The sequence below is a fragment of the Stenotrophomonas sp. TD3 genome, from assembly GCF_001939825.1.
Lineage (GTDB): Bacteria > Pseudomonadota > Gammaproteobacteria > Xanthomonadales > Xanthomonadaceae > Stenotrophomonas.
Genome location: NZ_MOYM01000001.1, coordinates 3,423,665 through 3,444,669 on the forward strand (window position 1 = coordinate 3,423,665; position 21,005 = coordinate 3,444,669).

19 protein-coding genes are annotated in these 21,005 nt (G+C 66.9%); 13 read left to right on the forward strand and 6 right to left on the reverse strand.

What is annotated here, in order from left to right:
• Together BKE09_RS15920 and BKE09_RS15925 are read left to right on the forward strand one after the other, a co-directional pair.
• Nucleotides 1-201, forward strand: a complete 201-nt coding sequence (locus BKE09_RS15920; RefSeq protein ID WP_240502920.1) for a type II toxin-antitoxin system RelE/ParE family toxin — start codon at nt 1-3, stop codon at nt 199-201.
• Nucleotides 202-212: 11 nt separating this feature from the next.
• A complete protein-coding gene (locus BKE09_RS15925) occupies nt 213-518 on the forward strand; it encodes a HigA family addiction module antitoxin (protein ID WP_075676379.1) in 306 nt (101 codons plus the stop codon).
• 87 nt (nt 519-605) lie between these two features.
• Here the strand turns inward: BKE09_RS15925 and BKE09_RS15930 are convergent, their stop codons facing one another.
• Both BKE09_RS15930 and BKE09_RS15935 read right to left on the reverse strand, forming a co-directional pair.
• Nucleotides 606-2,558: an acetyl-CoA hydrolase/transferase C-terminal domain-containing protein gene (locus tag BKE09_RS15930; RefSeq protein ID WP_075676380.1), complete on the reverse strand. Its 1,953-nt coding sequence runs from the start codon at nt 2,556-2,558 to the stop codon at nt 606-608.
• Between the two features lie 34 nt (nt 2,559-2,592).
• The gene (locus BKE09_RS15935) at nt 2,593-3,150 is read right to left on the reverse strand and encodes a flavin reductase family protein (RefSeq protein WP_075676381.1); all 558 of its coding nucleotides are present in this window, start codon (nt 3,148-3,150) and stop codon (nt 2,593-2,595) included.
• A 119-nt stretch (nt 3,151-3,269) separates the two neighbouring features.
• Here BKE09_RS15935 and BKE09_RS15940 point away from each other — a divergent pair, with 119 nt between their 5' ends.
• Genes BKE09_RS15940 through BKE09_RS15950 form a run of 3 tightly spaced genes read left to right on the forward strand, consistent with a single transcriptional unit; the run spans nt 3,270 to nt 5,429 of the window.
• Nucleotides 3,270-3,635: a BlaI/MecI/CopY family transcriptional regulator gene (locus tag BKE09_RS15940; RefSeq protein ID WP_075676382.1), complete on the forward strand. Its 366-nt coding sequence runs from the start codon at nt 3,270-3,272 to the stop codon at nt 3,633-3,635.
• Nucleotides 3,628-4,869, forward strand: coding sequence for a TonB family protein (locus BKE09_RS15945; RefSeq protein ID WP_075676383.1), 1,242 nt, complete (start codon nt 3,628-3,630; stop codon nt 4,867-4,869). The genes BKE09_RS15940 and BKE09_RS15945 overlap by 8 nt, the downstream gene beginning before the upstream one ends.
• Entirely contained in the window at nt 4,866-5,429 is a 564-nt protein-coding gene (locus BKE09_RS15950; RefSeq protein WP_075676384.1) for a hypothetical protein, read from the forward strand. The genes BKE09_RS15945 and BKE09_RS15950 overlap by 4 nt, the downstream gene beginning before the upstream one ends.
• 65 nt (nt 5,430-5,494) lie before the next feature.
• Here the strand turns inward: BKE09_RS15950 and BKE09_RS15955 are convergent, their stop codons facing one another.
• From BKE09_RS15955 to BKE09_RS15965, 3 genes are all read right to left on the reverse strand, one after another.
• The gene (locus BKE09_RS15955; RefSeq protein WP_075676385.1) at nt 5,495-6,295 is read right to left on the reverse strand and encodes an MBL fold metallo-hydrolase; all 801 of its coding nucleotides are present in this window, start codon (nt 6,293-6,295) and stop codon (nt 5,495-5,497) included.
• 11 nt (nt 6,296-6,306) lie between these two features.
• Complete coding sequence (locus BKE09_RS15960; RefSeq protein WP_075676386.1) at nt 6,307-7,125, reverse strand: S1/P1 nuclease; 819 nt, start codon at nt 7,123-7,125, stop codon at nt 6,307-6,309.
• A 481-nt stretch (nt 7,126-7,606) separates the two neighbouring features.
• Entirely contained in the window at nt 7,607-8,236 is a 630-nt protein-coding gene (locus tag BKE09_RS15965; protein WP_014038302.1) for an OmpW family outer membrane protein, read from the reverse strand.
• 193 nt (nt 8,237-8,429) lie between these two features.
• Between BKE09_RS15965 and gap the strand changes: the two genes are divergently transcribed.
• From gap to BKE09_RS16005, 8 genes are all read left to right on the forward strand, one after another.
• Nucleotides 8,430-9,434: a type I glyceraldehyde-3-phosphate dehydrogenase gene (gap, locus tag BKE09_RS15970; RefSeq protein WP_005414333.1), complete on the forward strand. Its 1,005-nt coding sequence runs from the start codon at nt 8,430-8,432 to the stop codon at nt 9,432-9,434.
• Nucleotides 9,435-9,559: 125 nt separating this feature from the next.
• Nucleotides 9,560-12,238, forward strand: a complete 2,679-nt coding sequence (locus BKE09_RS15975; RefSeq protein WP_075676387.1) for a DUF2339 domain-containing protein — start codon at nt 9,560-9,562, stop codon at nt 12,236-12,238.
• Nucleotides 12,235-13,611 (forward strand): DUF3999 domain-containing protein, encoded by a 1,377-nt coding sequence (locus BKE09_RS15980; RefSeq protein ID WP_075676388.1) that lies wholly within the window; start codon nt 12,235-12,237, stop codon nt 13,609-13,611. The genes BKE09_RS15975 and BKE09_RS15980 overlap by 4 nt, the downstream gene beginning before the upstream one ends.
• 668 nt (nt 13,612-14,279) lie before the next feature.
• Nucleotides 14,280-15,455: a phosphoglycerate kinase gene (locus tag BKE09_RS15985; RefSeq protein WP_014038299.1), complete on the forward strand. Its 1,176-nt coding sequence runs from the start codon at nt 14,280-14,282 to the stop codon at nt 15,453-15,455.
• A complete protein-coding gene (locus BKE09_RS15990) occupies nt 15,452-16,105 on the forward strand; it encodes an HAD hydrolase-like protein (RefSeq protein WP_014038298.1) in 654 nt (217 codons plus the stop codon). The genes BKE09_RS15985 and BKE09_RS15990 overlap by 4 nt, the downstream gene beginning before the upstream one ends.
• A 174-nt stretch (nt 16,106-16,279) precedes the next feature.
• Nucleotides 16,280-17,746 (forward strand): pyruvate kinase, encoded by a 1,467-nt coding sequence (pyk, locus tag BKE09_RS15995; RefSeq protein ID WP_014038297.1) that lies wholly within the window; start codon nt 16,280-16,282, stop codon nt 17,744-17,746.
• Nucleotides 17,747-17,942: 196 nt separating this feature from the next.
• Nucleotides 17,943-18,947 (forward strand): class I fructose-bisphosphate aldolase, encoded by a 1,005-nt coding sequence (locus tag BKE09_RS16000; RefSeq protein ID WP_075676389.1) that lies wholly within the window; start codon nt 17,943-17,945, stop codon nt 18,945-18,947.
• Nucleotides 18,948-19,076: 129 nt separating this feature from the next.
• Nucleotides 19,077-20,219, forward strand: coding sequence for an ABC transporter substrate-binding protein (locus BKE09_RS16005; RefSeq protein ID WP_075676390.1), 1,143 nt, complete (start codon nt 19,077-19,079; stop codon nt 20,217-20,219).
• Nucleotides 20,220-20,311: 92 nt separating this feature from the next.
• On the opposite strand, the gene BKE09_RS16010 is transcribed toward BKE09_RS16005, so the two are convergent.
• Nucleotides 20,312-20,911, reverse strand: a complete 600-nt coding sequence (locus BKE09_RS16010) for an O-acetyl-ADP-ribose deacetylase (protein ID WP_014038294.1) — start codon at nt 20,909-20,911, stop codon at nt 20,312-20,314.
• Nucleotides 20,912-21,005 lie beyond the last annotated feature (94 nt).

The window sequence follows — 21,005 nt, forward strand, 5'->3', positions numbered from 1 at the left end:
ATGATCGTCAGCTTCAGGCATAAGGGCCTGAAGGCGCTCTATGAGCGGAGCGACATGTCCGGAGTCCGTGCCGATCATGTGGCCCGGTTGCGGCGTTTGCTTCTGCAGCTGGATCAGGCCCGCGTGCCTGGGGACATGGGGCTGCCCGGAAATCGCCTGCACCCCCTGCGCGGGAGCTATAGCGGCTACGATTACCACTAGGAGTCTGCCCGATGCCGTTGCATGATCCGCCGCATCCCGGGGAATCGCTGCGCGAAGACATCCTGCCAGCAATCCGTATGTCGATCAGTGCGCTGGCGCAGCATCTTGGCTACTCGCGCGGACAGTTGTCGACGATCATCAACGGGCACGCCGGCATCTCCGCGGAACTCGCATTCCGTCTTGAGCTTGCAGGTCTGGGCAATGCCCGCATGTGGCTGGCGATGCAGGCGGCATACGACCTGTGGCAGGTCGAGCATCGATCGCATCCACCGATTGCCCGTCTGTATCTTGAGGATGCAGTGAGGATAGAGCGGTAGATCCACGCCATGCGTGGATGAGAAAAAGGGGACGGAGGGAATCAAGTCGTTTGTATACATGCGACTTGATTCCCTCCGTCCCTTTTTTCAGGCGGTGCGTGCCAGTGCCAGCCGCAGCAGGCGTGCGTCCAGGCGCTCGGCGAAATCCTTCGGGGCCTGCAGGCCCATGCGCTGCAGGTACACCGCATCGCCGTCGCCGGCAGGTTGACCCAGCGCCGCCCAGACCGTGCGCAGCTTGTCGCCGCGGGTCTGCGTGTTGGCCTTCAGCCAGCCCAGCGCCTTCACCAGGACCTGCTCGATCTCGTTGAAATCGCTGCCCAGTGGATAGTCGGGCAGGCTGCAATCGGCGCGGAATGGGGCCAGTGCCGCGGCCAGTGCCTGCGGCGTGTTGCGCTGCTGGCGCTGCGGATCCGGCTGCGTGGCCGCGAGCAGCTTGCGCGAAGCGTGTGCCTGCTGCAGCAGGCCGCTCTGGAACGGGGCCTCGGTGATCGCGGTCATCGCATGCACGCAGTCCTCGTCGGTCAGGCCGCGCAGATCGGCGATGCCGTATTCGTTGAGGTAAATGTCGCGCAGGTGGCGCGGAATGGTGGTGTGGCCGTAGTTCCAGCGCACGTTGGATTCGCGCCGGCCCTTGTCATCGCGCGCGGCGCGGAACATCAGCACGCTGCGGGCTTCCGGCAGCGCATGTGCCATCGCCACGAAGTTGTACTGACCGCCCACACCGGATACCACGCGTCCATCGTCCAGCGCATCCGACACCGCCGCGCCCAGCGCGGTGGCCATCATGCAGGAGTTGAAGAAGCGCGCATGGCGACGCTGCAGGCGCTCCAGCGTCTCGTTGCCGCCGTACAACTGGTTAATCTCACTGATCCGGCGCATGCCGATTGCGCGACACTCGTCCTCCGGCAACGTGCGCAGCCACTCGTAGAACTCGGGTGAACCCAGGTAGAACGCGCCGTGCAGGTACTCGCCTTCGGCGGCGAGGGTGGCATGGTCGATGGACAGCGTGCTGCCATTCTCGATGCGCTGCATCAGCGCCAGGTCGTCGTGCACCTTGCGCTTGATCACCCCGGTCTGCACCAGCCGGCGGAAGCCCTCGTTGAGCATCTCGCTGCAGCCGTACAGGCCCACTTCGAACGGGTCCACGCCGCCGATTTCCTGCACCAGCGGGTGGCTGGCCAGCTGCGGATCCAGCGCGTGCAGCACGCGGCGGTAGCGGGCGTTGTCGGTGTGGCGCAGCACCAGCGCATGGCTGAGCGCGTCGGCCAGCGTGCCGATGCCGATCTGCAGAGTGCCGCCGTCGCGCACCAGCGTGCTGGCGTACAGGCCGATGGCGTAGTCGGCGTCGCCGACCGGCTGCCGCGGCAGCCCGAACAGCGCCGGATACGGCGGCGGCGGGGTAATCACCAGATCGAAGAACGACACATCGACCGTGGCCGAGCCGCCCAGATAGGGCAGCTGCGGATCGATCTCGGCGATCATCAATGGGCGCGGCAGACCACGTGCGGTCATTGCATCCAGCGTGTCCTGGGTGATGTCGTTGTTGCACGACAGCGAAAGCCGGCGGTCATCCGGCCGCATCGCCACTTTCTGCACGATCACCTGCGGCGCGCGCTGCGCCACCGCATCGGCGGCGTGGGTGTAGTTCAGGCTGGTATAGCTGGACTGCGCCTGCCGCGAACCGAGCAGGGCGCCGGACTGCATGTAGAACTCTTCCACCTGCACATGTGCCGGCAGCGCGTCGCGCGCGATCGCATCGGCATAGGCCAGGCGCGGGAAATCATCGCCGAAGTGACGCTGCGCGAACGGGGCCATGAAGCGTGCTTCCAGGCCGTTGCCGCGCGCCTTCGGTGGATTCAGTGACAACGCGGTATACAGCTGCAGCGGCCGCGAAGGGTCGTGCTCGACACGTGCGTAGAGGGCATTGAGCAACCGATGCGGCTTGCCCAGTGCCAGCGGTGCCCCGATCCGCAGCGGCCCGTCCACGCGCGCAAACAACCAGTCGACGGCGGCGTCCAGGTCGGTGAGGTGTTCGGTCATGCGCGGCGGTCCTGCGTCTGGGGGAGTGCGGGCATTACAGCATGTCGGGCTTGAACCGCCGTCGACGCGAGACTTCCGCGCCGGACACCATGAACTGCCCATCGCCGCGGTAATGCACGGTGCGCGGCAGTTTCGGCCGCGGCGCCACGTGCGCACGCACAATTTCCCAGATGAACAGGTTGCTCGATTCCACCTGGCTATCGTCGTAGAGGTGGCATTCGAAGCACGAATGGCATTGTCCGACCAGCGGCGCGCCGACCTCGCGCGCGGGCAGTGCATCCAGCCCGAAACGGGCGAACTTGTCGACTTCGCGGCCGCTGCAGTTGCCGATGTCCACGACCGTATCGAGCAGCTCCACGCCGGGAACATTGATCACGCACTCGCCGCTACTACGCGCCAATGCGTGGCTGTGGTTCTCGTGCCACAGGTAGGTGGCGACCAGTGAAGGCGAGAAGCCCATCACCATGTGCCAGCCCATCGTCATCAGGTTGCGCTGGCCGCGCCACGCTGTGCTGACCAGCACGATCGGGCCGGGTTCGAGGAAGCGGCGGGCCTGCTCGACCGGGAAATCCTTCTTGGGCAGCGCTTTCATCCGGGGCCGGGGGGCGGGAGGAACCGATGCTTGCGCAGCCGGGATGAACCCGGAGTCGAGGGGCTTGACAGGGAGTCTGATTACGCGCGTAATCGAATTGTCGATTACGGATGTAAACCATGACCCCGATCAGCGAAGCCGAAGCCGTTGTGATGGAGGTGCTGTGGCAGCAGGCACCGCGCAGCGCCGATGACGTGGTGGCCACGCTGGCCCATCGCGACTGGGCCGAGCCGACCATCAAGACCCTGCTCAACCGCCTGCTGACCAAGGGCGCGATCGCCGCCGAGCGCGATGGACGGCGTTACCTGTACCGGCCGCTGCTGCAGCGACAGGCGTGGGTGGAGGCGCAGAGCCAGGACTTCATCGGCCGTGTCTTCGAAGGGCGCGTCGCGCCGCTGGTCGCGCACTTCAGCGAACGGGGCCAGTTGAGTGCGCAGGACATCGCCGAACTGAAGAAGCTGATCCAGGAGCTGGACCATGACTGAGCTGCTCGACGGACTCTGGCGGGCCAGTCTGTGGCTGGCGGTAGGCGTGCTGCTGCTGGCGGCGCTGCGACCGCTGCTGGTGAGCCTGGGCGGCGCCGGGCTGGCCTATCGCAGCTGGTGGCTGCTGCCGTTGCTGCTGGTGACCTTGTTGCTGCCATTGCCACAGGCTGCGCTGTTGCAGCACGTGCCGACAGTGCCGCTGAAAGTGGTGCCGGGGGCGGTGGATGGACTGACCGGGCAGTCGCTGCCGTGGGCCCTGCTGTTTCTGTTGGCGTGGGCGCTGGGCACGGGCATCTGCCTGCTGCGCGACCTGCGTGCGCAGCGCCGTTTCGAACGCAGCATGGGCTCACTGCGTGCGCGTGCCGATGGCAGCTGGCAGGCCAGCGGCGATCCCGGGCTGCCGGCGCTGGTCGGCCTGTGGCGGCCGCGCATCGTTGTCGGCCCGGCATTCGATCAGCAGTTCACCGCACAGGAGCAGAACCTGATCCTGCAGCACGAGCGCAGTCATCGCCGCCATGGCGATCACTGGGCCAACGGCGCGTTGCTGCTGGTCCGCGCGGTGTTCTGGTTCCACCCGCTGTTGCCGTGGGCCGCACGCCGCTTCCTGCGCGACCAGGAGCTGGCCTGCGATGCCCGCACCATCGGCCCGCAGCCTGCGCTGCGCGGCCTCTACGCCAGCACGCTGCTGAAGGCGCAGCTGGTCCACCCGGTTGCGCCCGCGGTCTGCCATTGGCGCAGCCAACCCGTGTTGAAGGAGCGTATCGCCATGTTGAAGCAGTCCAAGCGGAAGGCATTGCCGTGGGTGTCCGGGCAGGTGCTGGTGGTCGGGTTGTGCCTGGGCATGGGGGCGGTGGCGTGGGCCAGCCAGGGCGGCGCGGCCGGGAGCCCGAGGATCGGTGTCGAGCCGTTCGAGCACGCTGAAGAAGATGCGGCCAAGGCAGGGCTGGACCGTCCGATCCAGGTCGACAAGATGCCACCGCCGTCCTACCCGAAGTCTGCGATCGAGCAGCGCCAGGTGGGCGTGGTGAACCTGCGCGTGGAGGTGGATGCGCTGGGGCGTCCCGCCGATGTCCAGGTGCTCAGCGCTACCAATCCCGGCGTGTTCGATGCGGTGTCGGTGGCGGCTGCGCGCAGCTGGACCTATCGTCCGGCAATGAAGAACGGCAAGCCGGTGGCTGCTGCCGTACGTATTCCAATCACCTTTGCCATGGACGACACCGAGGACGCGAAGTGAAGTGCGCGCCGCTGTGGATGACGGCGGCGCTGTTGGCCGGATGCGCCAGCCAGGAGCGGCTGACCACGGTGGATACCCGCAGCGAGAATGTCGGCCACCAGCGCCTGCAGCCGCAGGCGGGCGGTGGCAGTGGGCAGTTGCAGGTGTATTCGCTGGGTGCGACCGAGGGTTACCGGATGCCACAGCTCTACGCGGCACCGGACCCGGAGGTCGGCGATCGTGATCCGCGCGCGGAACTGGCGCCGACTACGATCTGCCTGCAGGTGGTGGTGGATGCGCAGGGCAGCGTCGAACGCAGCATGCCGCTGACCGATCGCCAGGACTGTGCCGCAGGGGCTGCACGCGAGAATGCGCCCCTGCTGCAGGCTGCGCAGGACGCCGTGGCGATGTGGAAGTACTCGTCCGCAGCGGTCTGCCACTTCGAGGCTGGCAAGGTGCCTGCCGACCGCGGTGACTGTCGCGGCGCCGAACGGGTCGAGCCGGTGGCGGTCACCCTGCAGTACGCCTTTACCTTCGAGATCGTGAAGGGCCGGCATGTAGTGCGGACGCAGGGAAAATGAACGTCCGTGGTCCGTGATGGAAACCGATAGCGCCGGGCTTTGCCCGGCGAGCGCAGCCGCGTGCGTCAGGCCCCGCCCTGGATGTTGGCCTTCACCGCCGGCTGCATCAGCTTGGGTTCTTCCAGCGTGGCATCCCGGGCCTGGCGCACGCTGACGAACTCCGCCTCGGCCACGCCATCGTGCACGTGGATGTTGTGCGTGCGCTGTTCGCCGATGGTGGTTTCGTTGGCGAATGCACGACCACCCGGGCCGTAGTCGTGGCAGACGAACACGCGCGTCGCATCGGGCAGCGCCAGCAGGCGCTGGATTGAACGGTACAACTGCGCGGCGTCACCGCCCGGGAAGTCGCAGCGGGCGGTGCCGCCGTCAGGCATGAACAGCGAGTCGCCGGTGAACAGCGCATCGTCGATCAGATAGGCAATGCTGTCGCTGGTGTGGCCCGGCACGGCGATCACCTGGCCGCGCAGTTCGCCAAGCGCAAACGTCTCGCCATCGCTGAACAGGTGGTCGAAGATTTCATCGGCCGCTGGCAGCTGCAGGCCATAGCGCGGTGCAAAAGTGGCCTGCACCGCGCGGATGCCTTCGCCGATGGCCAGCGTGGCCTGCGGAAAGTGCTGCTTGAGCCGGCGCCCGGCCGACACATGGTCGGCGTGGGCATGGGTTTCCAGCAGCCAGCGCAGGTGCAGGCCCTGTTGCTCGATGGCCTGCAACGCGGCGTGCAACGGTGATTCGCTGCTGGCGTCGGTATCCGGGTCGTAGTCCAGCACCGGGTCGATCAGCGCTGCCTCGCCGCTGGCCGGGTCGCTGACCAGGTAGCTGAAGGTGTTGCTGTCACGGTGGAAGAACGACTGCACCTGGACTGCCATTTGCATGCTCCTCAGCGCGTGCCGAGCACGCGGTTCAGCAACTGCGCCAGGTTCTCACCGGCCAGTCGCAGCTGCGCTTCAGCCAGCGGCCGGTAGCGCTCGGTGTATTCGTCGCCGATTTTACGCGAGGCCGGATAAACGCCAGCTTGCATGGAGATGCGGCAGCTGGATTCGGCCCACGTCTGCGGGTCGCGCTGCGGGTTGGACTGGCGCGCCAGCTTCGGCGCACGCTGGCTCTGCAGCAGTGGCAGATAGCCGGCGTCGTCCAGCTTGCGGGTGTTGAGCATGCCGCTGTCCCACAGCGAGTGCAGGTTGGTACCACGGTTGCCGAACTGCAGCTGGAAATCGTTGCCGCCCTTGTCGTGGGCATAGCCGGCGTGCATCGGCTGGTGGATGTCGCCGACCAGGTGCACGACGAACTTCAGCGCCTGCAGGCGCTCGCCATCGGTCAGGCTGCGGTCGCCGAGGATGGCGCTCTGTGCCTTCAGGGCTTCGACGATGCAGTTGCCGTTTTTGCAGTGTTTCGGTGCTTCGTAATGGCAGTTGTCTTCGGCAATGTTGACGTAGTGCCAGCCGGCCGAACGACGGCCCAGGCCCGGATCCTTGGCACGCAGCTGGTCGGCCCACGGCGCGATGCTGGCCAGCGTGGCGTCCGGTTCGGTGGCCAGCAGGCGGTCCACTTCGGTGCGGGCGGTGGGGTTGAGTCGGGCGTCGGCGACTTCGGCGACCAGGCGGTGACCTTGCGCGCCCCAGGCATGAGCGGGGGCGGGAGCGGACAGCAGGGCCGGCGCCAGGGCGGCGGCGAGGAAGAAGGAGTGCAGGGCTTTCATGCGCACATTCTAGCGGGGTAGGTGGATTGAAGAGCAGCGCGTTCCTGTCTGCTGGGGGCTGGCTTCAGCGCCTGCCCCTGCAGCCCCCATCCAACATGGCCGCGGAGGCGGATGCAAACGTCAAAGGCAACATCAAGAACAAATGCAGGATTAAAATCCGCCTTCTGCAATTGCAGGCAACCATTACGCATCGGATGTACAGGCTCTGCCCTTGCCTTTGCTTGAGCTGGTACGCACGCGGTGATGGGAAGGGGCAAGGCGGGGAGCGGAGCCGGGACCGTTGGCGCCATGGATGGCGCCATCGAGCCCCCAGGGATGGGTTTACGGCGTGTCCCGGCTCCGCTCCCCGCCTTGCCCCAGCTCCGGAACCGCTTCAGTCCCAGGCACAAAAAAAGCCCCGGCAATCACCGGGGCAACATGCTGCGAGGGTTTTGCGTGTAGCGGGGGAGCGGGGGCGAAGCCCTCGCACTCAACACTCCGCTTAGAACTTGAAGACGTACGACGCGCCGTAGACCAGCGGGTCGATGTTGACCGTACCGATCTTCTCGCCGTTCAACTTCACCTTGCTGTCGATGTCGATCCAGCGCATGTCCACGCGCAGGGCGCCCTTCTCGCCGATCGCGAAGTCCACGCCGGCGTGTGCGGCCAGGCCCCACGAATCCTGCAGCTTCAGCTTGCTGCCGGCCAGCGCACCGGTGGTGTCTTCGCTGAAGAAGGTCGTGTAGTTCACGCCCGCGCCGACGAACGGCGACACCTTGCCCTTGCTGTTGAAGTGGTACTGCAGGGTCACCACCGGCGGCAGCTGCTTGGTGCTGCCGACGCGGCCCAGGCCGTTGATGTTGATGTCGTGCTTGAACGGCAGCGCGGCCAGCACTTCGATGCCCAGGTTGTCGGCGATGAAGTACTCACCGGTGATGGTCGGCTTTACGTCGTTGTCGACGTCGACCTTCAGGGTGCCGCCGGCCAGCCAGCCGTTGTTCGACTTCGGCGCCACCTGGTGCACGCCGGCCGAGATGGTCCAGTCGCCCTTGGACTGGGCCATGGCCGGGGCGGCGGCGAGCGACAGGGCGGCGGCCAGGCTGGCCACGATCAGGGGGGAACTCTTGCGCATGGGGGTGTTCTCGTTGCTGGGTGGATGGGGCCAGTGTCGGCCTCACGCCGCGCTAACGCTTTGATCCGGATCAAATCCTGTCCGCCGGCCTGCTGCCGGCCCCGGCTGGCCCACGGTGGCCAGCCCCGGTTTGCTAGACTTGTGGGCCCTATCCATCCCGCCGCACCTGTCGCGGCCGCAGGAGCTTGAGAACATGGCAATCAAGGTTGGTATCAACGGTTTCGGTCGCATCGGGCGTAACGTCCTGCGCTCGGCGGTGCTGAACTTCGGCGACGACATCGAAATCGTGGCCATCAACGATCTGCTGGAGCCGGACTATCTGGCGTACATGCTCAAGTACGACTCCGTGCACGGCCGCTTCAAGGCCGACGTGGCGGTGCAGGGCAACGACCTGCTGGTCAACGGCAAGAAGATCCGCCTGACCCAGGAACGCGACCCGGCCAACCTGAAGTGGGACGAAGTCGGCGCCGACGTGGTGCTGGAAGCCACCGGCCTGTTCCTGACCAAGGAAACCGCGCAGAAGCACATCGATGCCGGCGCCAAGAAGGTCATCATGTCGGCTCCGTCGAAGGACGACACGCCGATGTTCGTGTACGGCGTGAACGACAAGACCTACGCCGGCCAGGCGATCATCTCCAACGCCTCGTGCACCACCAACTGCCTGGCCCCGCTGGCCAAGGTCATCAACGACAAGTGGGGCATCAAGCGCGGCCTGATGACCACCGTGCACGCGGCCACTGCCACCCAGAAGACCGTCGATGGCCCGTCCAACAAGGATTGGCGCGGCGGCCGTGGCATCCTTGAAAACATCATTCCCTCGTCCACCGGTGCGGCCAAGGCCGTCGGCGTGGTCATCCCGGAACTGAACAAGAAGCTGACCGGCATGAGCTTCCGCGTCCCGACCTCGGACGTGTCGGTGGTCGACCTGACCGTCGAGCTGGAAAAGGAAGCCACCTACGCCGAGATCTGCGCTGAAGTGAAGGCACAGAGCGAAGGCCCGCTGAAGGGCATCCTGGGCTACACCGAAGACAAGGTCGTGGCCACCGATTTCCGCGGCGAAACCTGCACCTCGGTGTTCGACGCCGATGCCGGCATCGCCCTGGACGGTACCTTCGTCAAGCTGGTGACCTGGTACGACAACGAGTGGGGCTACTCGAACAAGTGCCTGGAAATGGCCAAGGTCATCGCCGCCAAGTAAGGCCGGCGCAGATCGCAGACGGACCCCGGCCTGGCCGGGGTTCGTCGTTTATGGAGGCCACCCTGTCGTAGCATGGGGCGGTCGACCGCTGCCGCTGGGGCGCGGGAACGCAATGGAAGCACGCAATGGAAGCACTGATCACCCTGGTCGTACTGGTCCTGTTGGCCATCCCGCTGCTGCTGGTGGTGGCGCTGGTGATGATCGCCGGCCTGCGTCGCCGCGTCGCTGCGCTGGAAAGCGCCATGGCCGCCGCGCCTGCCGCTGCCAGGCCGGCCGCCACCGCGCCCGCGCCTGAACGGCCTGTGGCCACGCCTGCGGCCGGCGCCGATCCACCGTTCCTGCGGCCGGTCGCCGCTGCTGTGCCGCAACCCCCGCAGCCACCGGTGCGCGAAGCAGCGCCGACCGAGGCGCCTGTTCCCCGTCCTGCCGCGCCACCGCCGGTACCACCGGTGCCGGTGCAGCCGCCGCTGCCTTCCGAACCGGCACTGCCCAACGTCATCGAGCGCGGCATCGGTGCGGTCAAGCGCTGGTTCACCGAAGGCAACGTGCCGGTCAAGATCGGCATGCTGGTGCTGCTGGCCGGTGTCGCGGCACTGCTGAAGTACGTCAGCGACCAGGGCTGGCTGGTGTTGCCGATCGAGCTGCGCCTGGCCGGCATTACCGTGGGTGCGCTGGGCCTGCTGGCCTTCGGTTGGCACCAGCGCGAGCGCCGGCGCCTGTTCGCGCTGGCGTTGCAGGGCGGTGCCATCGGCGTGCTGCTGCTGACCATCTTCGCGGCCTTCAAGCGCTTCGACCTGATTCCCCCGGGCTTTGCCTTCGTCAGCTCCATTGCACTGGTGGCCGGGCTGTGTGTGCTGGCGGTGGTGCAGAACTCGCGCACGTTGGCCGTGCTGGGCATCCTGGCCGGCTTCATGGCACCGCTGTGGCTGTCCACCGGCAGTGGCAACCACGTGGGGCTGTTCAGCTATTACGCCGTACTCAATGCGGGCATCTTCGCCATTGCCTGGTTCCGCCCATGGCGCGCGCTGAACCTGCTGGGCTTCGCCTTCACCTTCGGCATCGGCACCTTCTGGGGCGTGCTGCAGTACGCACCGGACAAGTTCAGCAGCACCGAGCCGTTCCTGGTGCTGTTCTTCGTGTTCTACCTGCTGATACCGCTGCTGTACGCGCGCCGCCAGCCGGCCGGCCGGCGCGACCTGATCGATGGCAGCCTGGTGTTCGGCACGCCGCTGGTCGCGTTCTCGTTGCAGGCGGGCATGCTGCATGAGCAGCCGATGACGCTGGCACTGTGCGCGCTGGGCCTGGCCGCGATCTACGCGGTGCTGGCGCGTGCGCTGATCGCGCGTGCGTCGTATACCGTGCTGGCGCAGTCGCATGCGGTGCTGGCGGTGGGCTTCGCCACGCTGGCGGTGCCGCTGGCATTGTCGGCGCGCGCCACCGGTGCGGTGTTCGCGTTGGAAGGTGCCGGCCTGGCCTGGCTGGGCCTGCGCCAGAAGCGCTGGCTGCCGCAGGTATCCGGCGCGTTGCTGCAGATCGGCGCCGCATTCGCCTTCGTTGCCGGTGGCGACCACTGGCACGAGGACCTGCGCTTCCTGATCAACCCGACCGCCATTGGCGCGTTGTTGCTGGCCCTGGCCGGCTTCGCGTCGGCGTGGAGCTACCAGCGCAGGCCGCGTCATGAGGTCGCACTGGTGTACTACCTGTGGGGCCTGCTGTGGTGGCTGGGCGGCCTGGTCCATGAGATCACCCGCTTCTTCCCCTATCGCACCGAAGTGGACGCGTTGCTGGTGCTGGCTGCGGTCACTGCCTGGCTGGCCGCCGAAGTGCAGCGTCGCCAGCCGGCGCGTGCGCTGGGCGTGACCGCACTGGCCATGCTCGCGCTGGGCTTCCCGCTGGCGCTGATGCAGAGCGATGCGCACCACCAGCCGTTCGCCTGCTACGGCGCGCTGGCCTGGGCGGTGTTCGCGGTGCTGGGCGTGCGTACCCTGCTGTGCCTGCGCCAGGGCGGCGACACCGTGGCCCGCATCGCGCAGTTCCTGTGGTGGCTGCTGTGGCCGTCGCTGCTTTCGCTGCTGGCTCTCTGGGGTGGTGGCGAAGCCGATCTGGCGCAGGGCTGGACTACCCTGCTGGTGACCTTGCCGTGGCTGCTGATGGCGGCGCTGTCGCTGTGGTGCTGGAATGCGCTGCGTTGGCCGCTGGGTGCAGCGTTCGACAGCGTGCGCCAGCCACTGCAGTGCGTGCTGTTCGGCCTGCTGTCTATCGGCTGGCTGTGCGGCCAGCTGCTGCCGGGTGACGCCGCGCCGCTGTTGTGGCTGCCGGTGCTGAATCCGGCCGAGATCGGCCAGTGGTTGAGCCTGCTGCTGCTGGCGCGCTGGCTGTACAGCGATGAGGGACCGCAGGCACCGCAGGCAGTGCTGAACATCCGCATGCCGCTGCTGTCACTTGCAACCTTCGTCGCGCTGACCAGCGTTGTGCTGCATGGCGTGCACCAGTGGGGTGGGCTGACGTGGAACGCGTCGATGATGCGCTTCAGCCTGGCGCAGACCAGCCTGACCGTGTTGTGGAGCGTGCTGGGCGTGATTGCCTGGGTGTGGGGTTCGCGTCGTGGCCAGCGTATGTTGTGGATGGTCGGTGCCGTGCTGATGGGCGTGGTGCTGGCCAAGCTGGTTGTTGTCGATCGCCAGCACCTGGGCAACCTGCTGGGCATCGCATCGTTCATCGCCTACGGCCTGCTGTGCACGGTCGTGGGTTATCTGGCACCGGCACCGCCGAGCGCGGCGCCGACCGTGGAGGAAAAACAATGAGGAAGTGGAGCAGGGCGCTGCTGCCGGCGATGTTCGGCATGCTGGCCGCCGTGGTGGTGCAGGCGGCCGATTACCGCACGCAGTATGCCGAGCAGTGGCCGCTGACATTGTCCAGTGCGCAGTCCGGTGCCTACCGGATCGTGCTGGAGCCGGCGATCTACCGCCGTGCCGTGAGCGCTGACCTCAGCGATCTGCAGGTGTTCAATGCGGCCAGCCAGTTGTTGCCGTCGGCACTGCTGGCGCCGGACCAGCCGCTGGCGCAGCCGCCCGTGCAGCGTGAGCTGCCGTGGTTCGTGTTGCCGCCGCTGGCCGATGCACAGCGCAACGATCTGCAGCTGCTGACCGAGCGCGATACCGATGGACGCGTGCGCCGGGTCGAAGCACGGGTGAGTGGCGGGGCAGCGGCGAACGGGCAGGGCGGCTGGCTGATCGACGCCAGCATGCTCGACCAGCAGCCGTTGGCGGCACTGGTGCTGGACTGGACCGACAGCGGCCAGCCGCTGCAGGCGCAGGTGCAGCTGGATGCCAGTGACGACCTGCAGCACTGGCGCTCGATTGGCCGCGACGTGCCGCTGGTGGATCTGCAGCGCGCCGGCAAGCGCCTGTTGCAGCGCCGCCTGCAGGTGGACGGCACCGCACGCTACCTGCGCATCCTGGCGCAGGGCGATTCGCGGCTGCCGACCCTGCGCGGCGTACTGGCGGAACTGCCACCAGCGCCGGCGACCTTGCCGTGGGAATGGCTGTCGCTGGAGCCGACGTCGAAGGGCAAGGGCGAGTACACCTTCGAGATGGATGGCCGGTTCCCGGTGGCGCGTGCCGACGTGGCCAGCACCGACAACAGCCTGGTGCAATGGACGTTGTTCAGTCGCGATGACGAGAGTGCGGAGTGGCAGCGTCGCAGTGCGCCGTGGATCGCCTACCAGGTGCAGCAGGGCACGCAGGGCCAGCGCCAGCAATCGGCGGCACAGCCGCTGGGTGGCGTGCATCGCGACCGCTACTGGAAGCTGGTGGCGAATCCGGCGGAATCCGCCACCGCGCCGACGCTGCGCCTGGGCTACCAACCGGAAGTGCTGGTGTTCCTGAGCCAGGGGGCAGCGCCCTACGCACTGGCGGTGGGCAGCGCGACCGCGCGCCGCACGGACGCGCCGATCGGGGTGCTGATCGAAGAGCTGCGGCAGCGCAATGATCCATCGTGGCAGCCGACGCTGGCGCGACTGGAAGGCAGCCCGGAACCGCTGGCGGGCGATGCGGCGCTGAAGCCGCAGCACGATTGGAAGGCGTGGTTGCTGTGGGCGCTGCTGGGTCTGGGCGTGCTGGTGGTGGGTGGGCTGGCGCTCAGCCTGCTTCGGCAGAAGCCTGCGCCTTCGGAATAGGTTCCAGCGAACGGCGCAGCCCCTCGTGGGTGGGGTTGGTCGTCTAAAGCAAATGCAAAAGCCGCGCTTGGCCGGGCGGGATGGGTTCGCGGGGGACGCCGCAAGTACGTCCTTGTAGGCTTGGCAGCCGCATCCATGCGGCTGACACCCCCGCGAACCCACCCCGCCCGGCCTCTGACAGTTTCCGGTTGCTTCCACCCACGGAAGAAAAAGAAGAAGAGCAAGAGCGGAAGCGGGTCGCTTCGCTCGACGGCCCTCGGGGTCAGATCCGTTTTCCGCAGGAAAACGGATCTGACCCCTTCTTTCTCCTTCCGACACCAGAAACCGCTCTTGCTTCCGCCTTTGCCATCCGCTCTGCCTCATGAACCTGTCGAGGCCGGGGCGGTGTGGGCTGGCAGGGGTATCCGCGCCATGGATGGCGCGGCTAAGCCCCCAGGGACGGGTTTACGGCGTCCCCTGCCAGCCCGCACCGCCTCGGCCCACCCACAGCATCACAAGGCGCCAGCGCTTTGGCTTTGGCTTTGGCTCTGGCTGTTGCTGTTGCTGTTGCTGTTGCTGTCGCCCTGCGCCTTTGCCTGCCGCAGGCATCGGCCCTCCCACCACCCGCACCCGATACAATGGCCGCCTGCCGTAGCCCGGCATCCCGTCCCTGAGCCAAAGAGTTGCCCATGTCCATCGTCCGCATGACCGACCTCGACCTCTCCGGCAAGCGCGTGCTGATCCGCCAGGATCTGAACGTGCCGATCGAGAATGGCCGCATCACCTCCGAACAGCGCATCACCGCATCGCTGCCGACGCTCAAGCGCGCGCTGGAGCAGGGTGCGGCGGTGATGGTCACCTCGCACCTGGGGCGCCCGAAGGAAGGCGTGTGGAGCGAGGCTGACTCGCTGGCGCCGGTCGCGCAGCGCCTGTCCGAGCTGCTGGGCCGCGAGGTTCCGCTGGTGCGTGACTGGGTCGACGGTGTCGACGTGCAGCCGGGCCAGTTGGTGCTGCTGGAAAACTGCCGCATGAATGTCGGCGAGGGCAAGGACGACGAAGCCCTGTCGAAGAAGTACGCCGCCCTGTGCGATGTGTTCGTGATGGATGCCTTCGGTACCGCACACCGCGCGCAGGCCTCGACCCATGGCGTCATCCGCTTCGCCCCGGTGGCGGCCGGTGGCCCGTTGCTGATGGCCGAGCTGGACGCGCTGGCGCAGGCGTTGGACGCACCGGCCAAGCCGCTGCTGGCCATCGTCGCTGGCAGCAAGGTCAGCACCAAGCTGGAACTGCTGGCCAACCTGGTCGGCAAGGTCGACCAGCTGATCGTCGGTGGCGGCATCGCCAACACCTTCATCGCTGCCGCCGGCTACAACGTAGGCAAGTCGTTGTACGAGCCGGACCTGCTGGACACCGCGAAGAAGATCGTGGCCGACGCCAAGGCGCGTGGCGCCGATATCCCGCTGCCGGTCGACGTGGTCACCGCCAAGCAGTTCATGCCGGACGCTGTTGCCGAAGTGAAGGCGGTCGACGCCGTCGCCGAGGATGATCTGATCCTGGACATCGGCCCGCAGACCGCTGCGCAGTACGCGCAGCTGATCGGGAAGGCCGGCACCGTGGTCTGGAACGGCCCGGTGGGCGTGTTCGAGTTCGAAGCCTTCAGCAAGGGCACCGAAGCGCTGGCCCGCGCCATCGCCAGCTCGCCGGCATTCTCCATCGCCGGCGGTGGTGACACCCTGGCGGCGGTGGACAAGTTCGATATCGCCAAGCAGGTCAGCTACATCTCCACCGGCGGTGGTGCGTTCCTGGAGTTCCTGGAAGGCAAGACCCTGCCGGCCGTCGCCGCACTCGACGCACGCGGCGCATGAGTGCCGACCGCAGCAAGGATGTCCTGTTCTTCGACCTCGACGGCACGCTGATCGATTCGCAGGTGGGTATCACCGCCTGCATCGCCTATGCGCTGCAGAAGATGGACCATCCGGTGCCGCCGCAGGAAACGCTGCTGGGCTGGATCGGTCCATCGCTGCGCACCACCTTCGCGCCGCTGTTCGTCGAGCCCGCGCGGGTGGAACAGGCGGTGGGCTACTACCGTGAACGCTTCGACGCCGAAGGCTGGCGCGAGCACACGGTGTACCCGCAGGTGGAAGACACCCTGCGCACGCTGCATGGCCGTGGCCACCGCCTGGCGGTGGTCACCGCCAAGAACGAGCCGCACGCGCGCCGCATCCTCGCCCACCTGCCGTTCGGCGGGCTGTTCGAGGAGATCGTCGGTTCGACCCTGGATGGCTCGCGCAGCCACAAGCCGGAACTGGTCGGCGAAGCATTGCGTCGGTTGCAGGTGCAGCCTGCGCAGTGCTGGATGATCGGCGACCGCCGCATGGACATCGAAGGCGCACGCCACCACGGCCTGCGCAGTGTCGGCGTGCTGTGGGGCTTTGGTGGTGAGGAGGAACTCACTGCCGCCGGTGCTGGCCAGCTCGCCCGTGAGCCGGTACAGCTGGAAACGCTGCTGGCCTAGCCTCCTGTGGAGCCGAGCCCATGCTCGGCTCCACAGAACTCCCTGCGCCAGCGTATGTCCGGACCATGTCCGTTCCATGACCCGCGGAGTCAGGCAGCACAAGGCTGTAACCGTATACATGCGGCGTGAAGGATGTGCTAATTTCCGTTCTTTAACGGGAGAGGCCCATCCACCATGTTCGAGCGTCAGCGTCGCACCAAGATCCTTGCCACCCTCGGTCCGGCCACTGATCCGCCGGGCGTGCTGGAGGATCTGTTCCGCGCCGGCGTCAATGTGGTGCGCCTGAACTTCAGCCATGGCGATCCGTCCGGCCAGGCCAAGCGTGCCGCCGAAGTGCGTGCTGCTGCGGCCCGCGTGGGCGTGGAAGTGGGCATCCTGGCCGACCTGCCGGGCCCGAAGATCCGCATCGAGCGCTTCGCCGAAGGCAAGGTGCAGCTGAAGGCGGGCGACCGCTTCGACCTGATCGCCAGCGAGAACGCCGGCCCGGGCACGACCAGCCAGGTGGGCGTGAGCTACCTCGGCCTGCCGCAGGACGTGGGCCCGGGTGATGTGCTGCTGCTCGACGACGGCCTGATGCAGTTGCAGGTGGTGGAGGTGCAGGGCGACCGCATCGTCAACACCGTGCTCAACGATGGCGTGCTGTCCGACCGCAAGGGCCTGAACAAGCAGGGCGGTGGCCTGTCGCTGGGCGCGCTGACCGAGCGCGACAAGGAACTGATCGGCATCGTTGCCAAGATCGGCGTCGACTTCATTGCCGTGTCGTTCTGCCGCAACGCGCAGGACATGAACGACGCGCGTGACATCGCCCGCTCGCACGGCTGCGATGCCGCGCTGGTGTCGAAGATCGAACGTACCGAAGCGATCGAGAACCTGGAAGAAATCGTCGAGGCCAGCGACGTGGTGATGGTCGCCCGTGGCGACCTCGGCGTGGAAATCGGCGATGCCGAGCTGCCGGGCCTGCAGAAGAAGATCATCAAGGCCTCGCTGGCGCAGAACAAGGTGGTGATCACCGCCACCCAGATGCTGCAGTCGATGGTGGAAAGCCCGATCCCGACCCGTGCCGAAGTGCTGGACGTGGCGAACTCGGTCATCGACGGCACCGATGCGGTGATGCTGTCGGCGGAAACCGCCGCTGGTGCCTATCCGGTCAAGGCCGTGGAAGCGATGGCGCGCATCTGCCTGGGGGCCGAGCGCCAGTTCCAGACCGAGACCGACTTCAACGCCTCGCCGCGCAACCTGGAACGTGCCGACCAGGCGATTGCCATGGCCACCATGTTCCTGTCGCAGCACGTGGGCGTGCGTGCGATCGTGGCGATGACCGAATCCGGCGGCACCGCGCGCTACCTGTCGCGTTTCCGCGCCAAGGCGCCGGTGTTCGCGGTGACCCGCCATGACGGCGCGCGTCGCCAGATGGCGCTGATGCGCGATGTCTATCCGATCAACTTCGACAGCCGCGGCCTGACCCCGCGCGAAGCCGCGCGCGGCAGCATCCGCCTGCTGGTCGAATCCGAGCTGCTGCAGGCCGGCGACCGTGTCGTGTTCACCAGCGGCGAGCACATGGAAACCCTGGGTGCGACCAACACCCTCCGCCTGCTGGAAGTGGGCGAAGATGGCCGCGCCAGCGGCCTGGGCGACCTGTAAGTAGTGTTGGCCTGGGGTCGGAGCCGCGTTGCGGATCCGACCCCGAGGTCAGATCCCCGCAGGGGCTCTGACCCCATGCCGCAGGACATCTTTTGTCCTGCGCCGGCGTGGAAGCGTTTCCATCCTGTCCTCCACGGCGAGGCAACGGGCAGCAGGGCTATACTTACATTTTTCCCGCACCCGCCACAGGAAATACATGAGCATCGAACAGCTGGCTGAAACCGCCCAGGCCATGGTCGCCCCGGGCAAGGGCATCATCGCGATCGACGAATCCACCGCTACCATCGCCAAGCGTTTTGCCGGCGTCGGTATCGAGAACACCGAGGAGAACCGTCGCGCCTACCGCGAGCTGCTGCTGACCACGCCGAAGCTCAACGAGCACATTTCCGGCGCCATCCTGTACGACGAAACCATCCGCCAGTCGACCAAGGACGGCGTGCCGTTCGCCAAGTACATGGCCGACCACGGCATGATTCCGGGCATCAAGGTGGACAAGGGTGCGCACCCGCTGGCCGGCTGCCCGGGCGAGCTGGTGACCGAAGGCCTCGACGGCCTGCGCGAGCGCCTGCAGGAGTACTACAAGCTGGGTGCGCGCTTCGCCAAGTGGCGTGCGGTCATCAACATCGGCGAGAGCATCCCGTCGGGTACCTGCATCGAGTCCAACGCCCACGCGCTGGCCCGCTATGCGGCGCTGTGCCAGGAATGCGGCCTGGTGCCGATGGTCGAGCCGGAAGTGATCATGGACGGCGACCACGACATCGAAACCTGCTACGAAGTCACCGAAGCCACCCTGCGTTCGCTGTTCGACGCCCTGTACCAGCAGAACGTGCTGCTGGAAGGCACCATCCTGAAGGCGTCGATGGTCATCTCCGGCAAGGGCTGCGATGAGCAGGCCGACGTCGAGGAAGTGGCCGAGTCGACCGTGATGTGCCTGAAGAGCACCGTGCCGGCGATTCTGCCGGGCGTGGTGTTCCTGTCCGGTGGCCAGAGCGACGAGCAGTCCACCGAGCACCTGAATGCGATGAACCAGCTGGGCAACCTGCCGTGGCCGCTGAGCTTCTCCTACGGCCGCGCCATGCAGCAGGCCGCGCTGAAGCTGTGGGCCAAGGACATGAAGGGCAACTACGTTGCTGCCCAGAAGACCGTGTACGAGCGCGCCAAGGACAACGGCCTGGCCGCGCTGGGCAAGTGGAACGGTTGATCCGTTTCCTTGCAGGATGAACAGGGCAACGCCGGCTTTACGCCGGCGTTTGCTTTTGCGGGTATCTTTTCCGCCCCCGCGTGCCCGGCCGGCATGCGGGAACCACATGGAAGGCCAAGGAGAAACAACATGCGTTTGGCAGCAATCACACTGGCCGTTGCCACGGTCCTGGTCGCCGGCGGTTGCAACCGCATCGGCGGCGGCGCGGATGCGGGCAAGGCCGCGTCGCTCGATTTCGACAAGCCGGTGTCCGGCGAGATCACCTCGCGCAGCGGCATCAACTACAACGACGGCAGCCACCACCAGCTCTACCAGATCAAGCTGGAAGACAAGCAGCTGGTCGGGCTGAAGCTGACCGGTTCGCTGAGCGGCTCGATCGCCGTGTTCAGCAACGGCAGCCTGGTGGCCAGCAGCAACACCGGCTACGGGCGCGAAGGCGACGTCTCGCTGGCCTTCCGTGCCAACGGTGGCGGCACCTACCAGGTGGCGGTCAACGCCAACGGCTCGACCGATTACGGTCCGTACCGCCTGCGCGCCGAGAAGCTGGTGCCGTACGATGGCAGGCCGCTGGCGGGCAGTGGCGAGATCGTCGACATGCTGGCCGGTGGTTCCCAGGACTACACCCTGCAGGTGGACAAGGCCGGCCTGTACGAGATCCGCCTGGTGTCGGACGTCTTCGATCCGGTGCTGAAGCTGTCGGGCCAGGGCGTGGATGCAGAGAATGACGATGGTGGCGACAGCACCAACTCGCGCCTGACCCTGTCACTGAAGCCGGGCAAGTACATCCTGACCGCGCGTGGCCTCGGCGACGGCGTCACGGGCATGTTCACCCTGTCGGCCAACCGCATCGAGCTGCCGGGCAATCTGGTCGAGCGCGATGGCACGGCGCTGCCGAAGTCGGGCAGCGTGTACACGATGCTCGACAATGATGGCCGCCGCCGCTTCCTGCTGTCGCTGGACCGCCCGGCCGATGTGCGCCTGGATGCGATCTCCAGCCAGGTTGATACCGTGCTGCGCGTGGTCGGAGGCGATGTCGAACTGACCGACGACGACGGTGGCAACGGTACCAACTCGCGCCTGGAAGAGACCCTGCCGGCCGGCCACTACACGGTCGACGTGTCCAGCCTGAACAATGGTGCGGGCATGGTGGAAGTGCGCGTGCAGGTGGATGGCGCCAGCGCCGATGGGGCTGCAGCCTCCGCGGCACGTGCGGCCGCCGACGCGGCCGCCGTGGCCGATGACGCCGCCGCGGTGGAAGCCGCCAGCCGTTGAGCGTGATCCACGCCGCGCGTGGATGAGGACAATGGTGCAACGGAAAAGGCCGGGCAATGCCCGGCCTTTTCTTTTACGTCGCGCACTGGAATTCAGTGCGCGGCGGCAAATCCCGCATCACCCAGGGGCGGCAGCATCGACACGCGCGGTTCGCTGTCCGCGCTTTGCCCAGCGGCGCTCAACGCCTGCTGGTAGGCCTTGGCCGTAGCGGTATTGAACGCCACCAGCACGATGCGCATCGGTTGCGCATGGCTGCGCTGCCAGGCCAGTGTTTCGGTGACGGCGATCTGCGCCGCCTGGTACAGCGGATAGCCATACACGCCACAGCTGATCGCCGGGAAGGCGATCGACTGCACGCCCAGCGACTCGGCCAGCTGCAGCGATTTCCAGTAGCAGTTGGCCAACAAGGCCGGTTCGTCGCGCTGGCCGTCGTGCCAGACCGGGCCCACCGTGTGCAGCACATGGCGCGCCGGCAACGCGTGGGCGGCGGTGGCGCGCACTTCGCCGGTCGGGCAACGCACGCCCGGGCGCAGCTCCGGCAACTGCTCGCACTCGGCCAGCAGTGCGGGGCCGGCTGCGCGATGGATCGCGCCGTCGACACCACCGCCACCGAGCAGTGTTTCATTGGCCGCGTTGACGATCGCATCCACCGCCAGGGTCGTGATGTCGCCCTGCCAAACTTCGATCTTCATGCGTCCGTCTCCTGCCTGTGAGGTGATCCGCGCAGCATCTGCGCCGGCTGTTCCCACGGTAGGGGACAGGGCATCGATACTGCGTCATGACCGT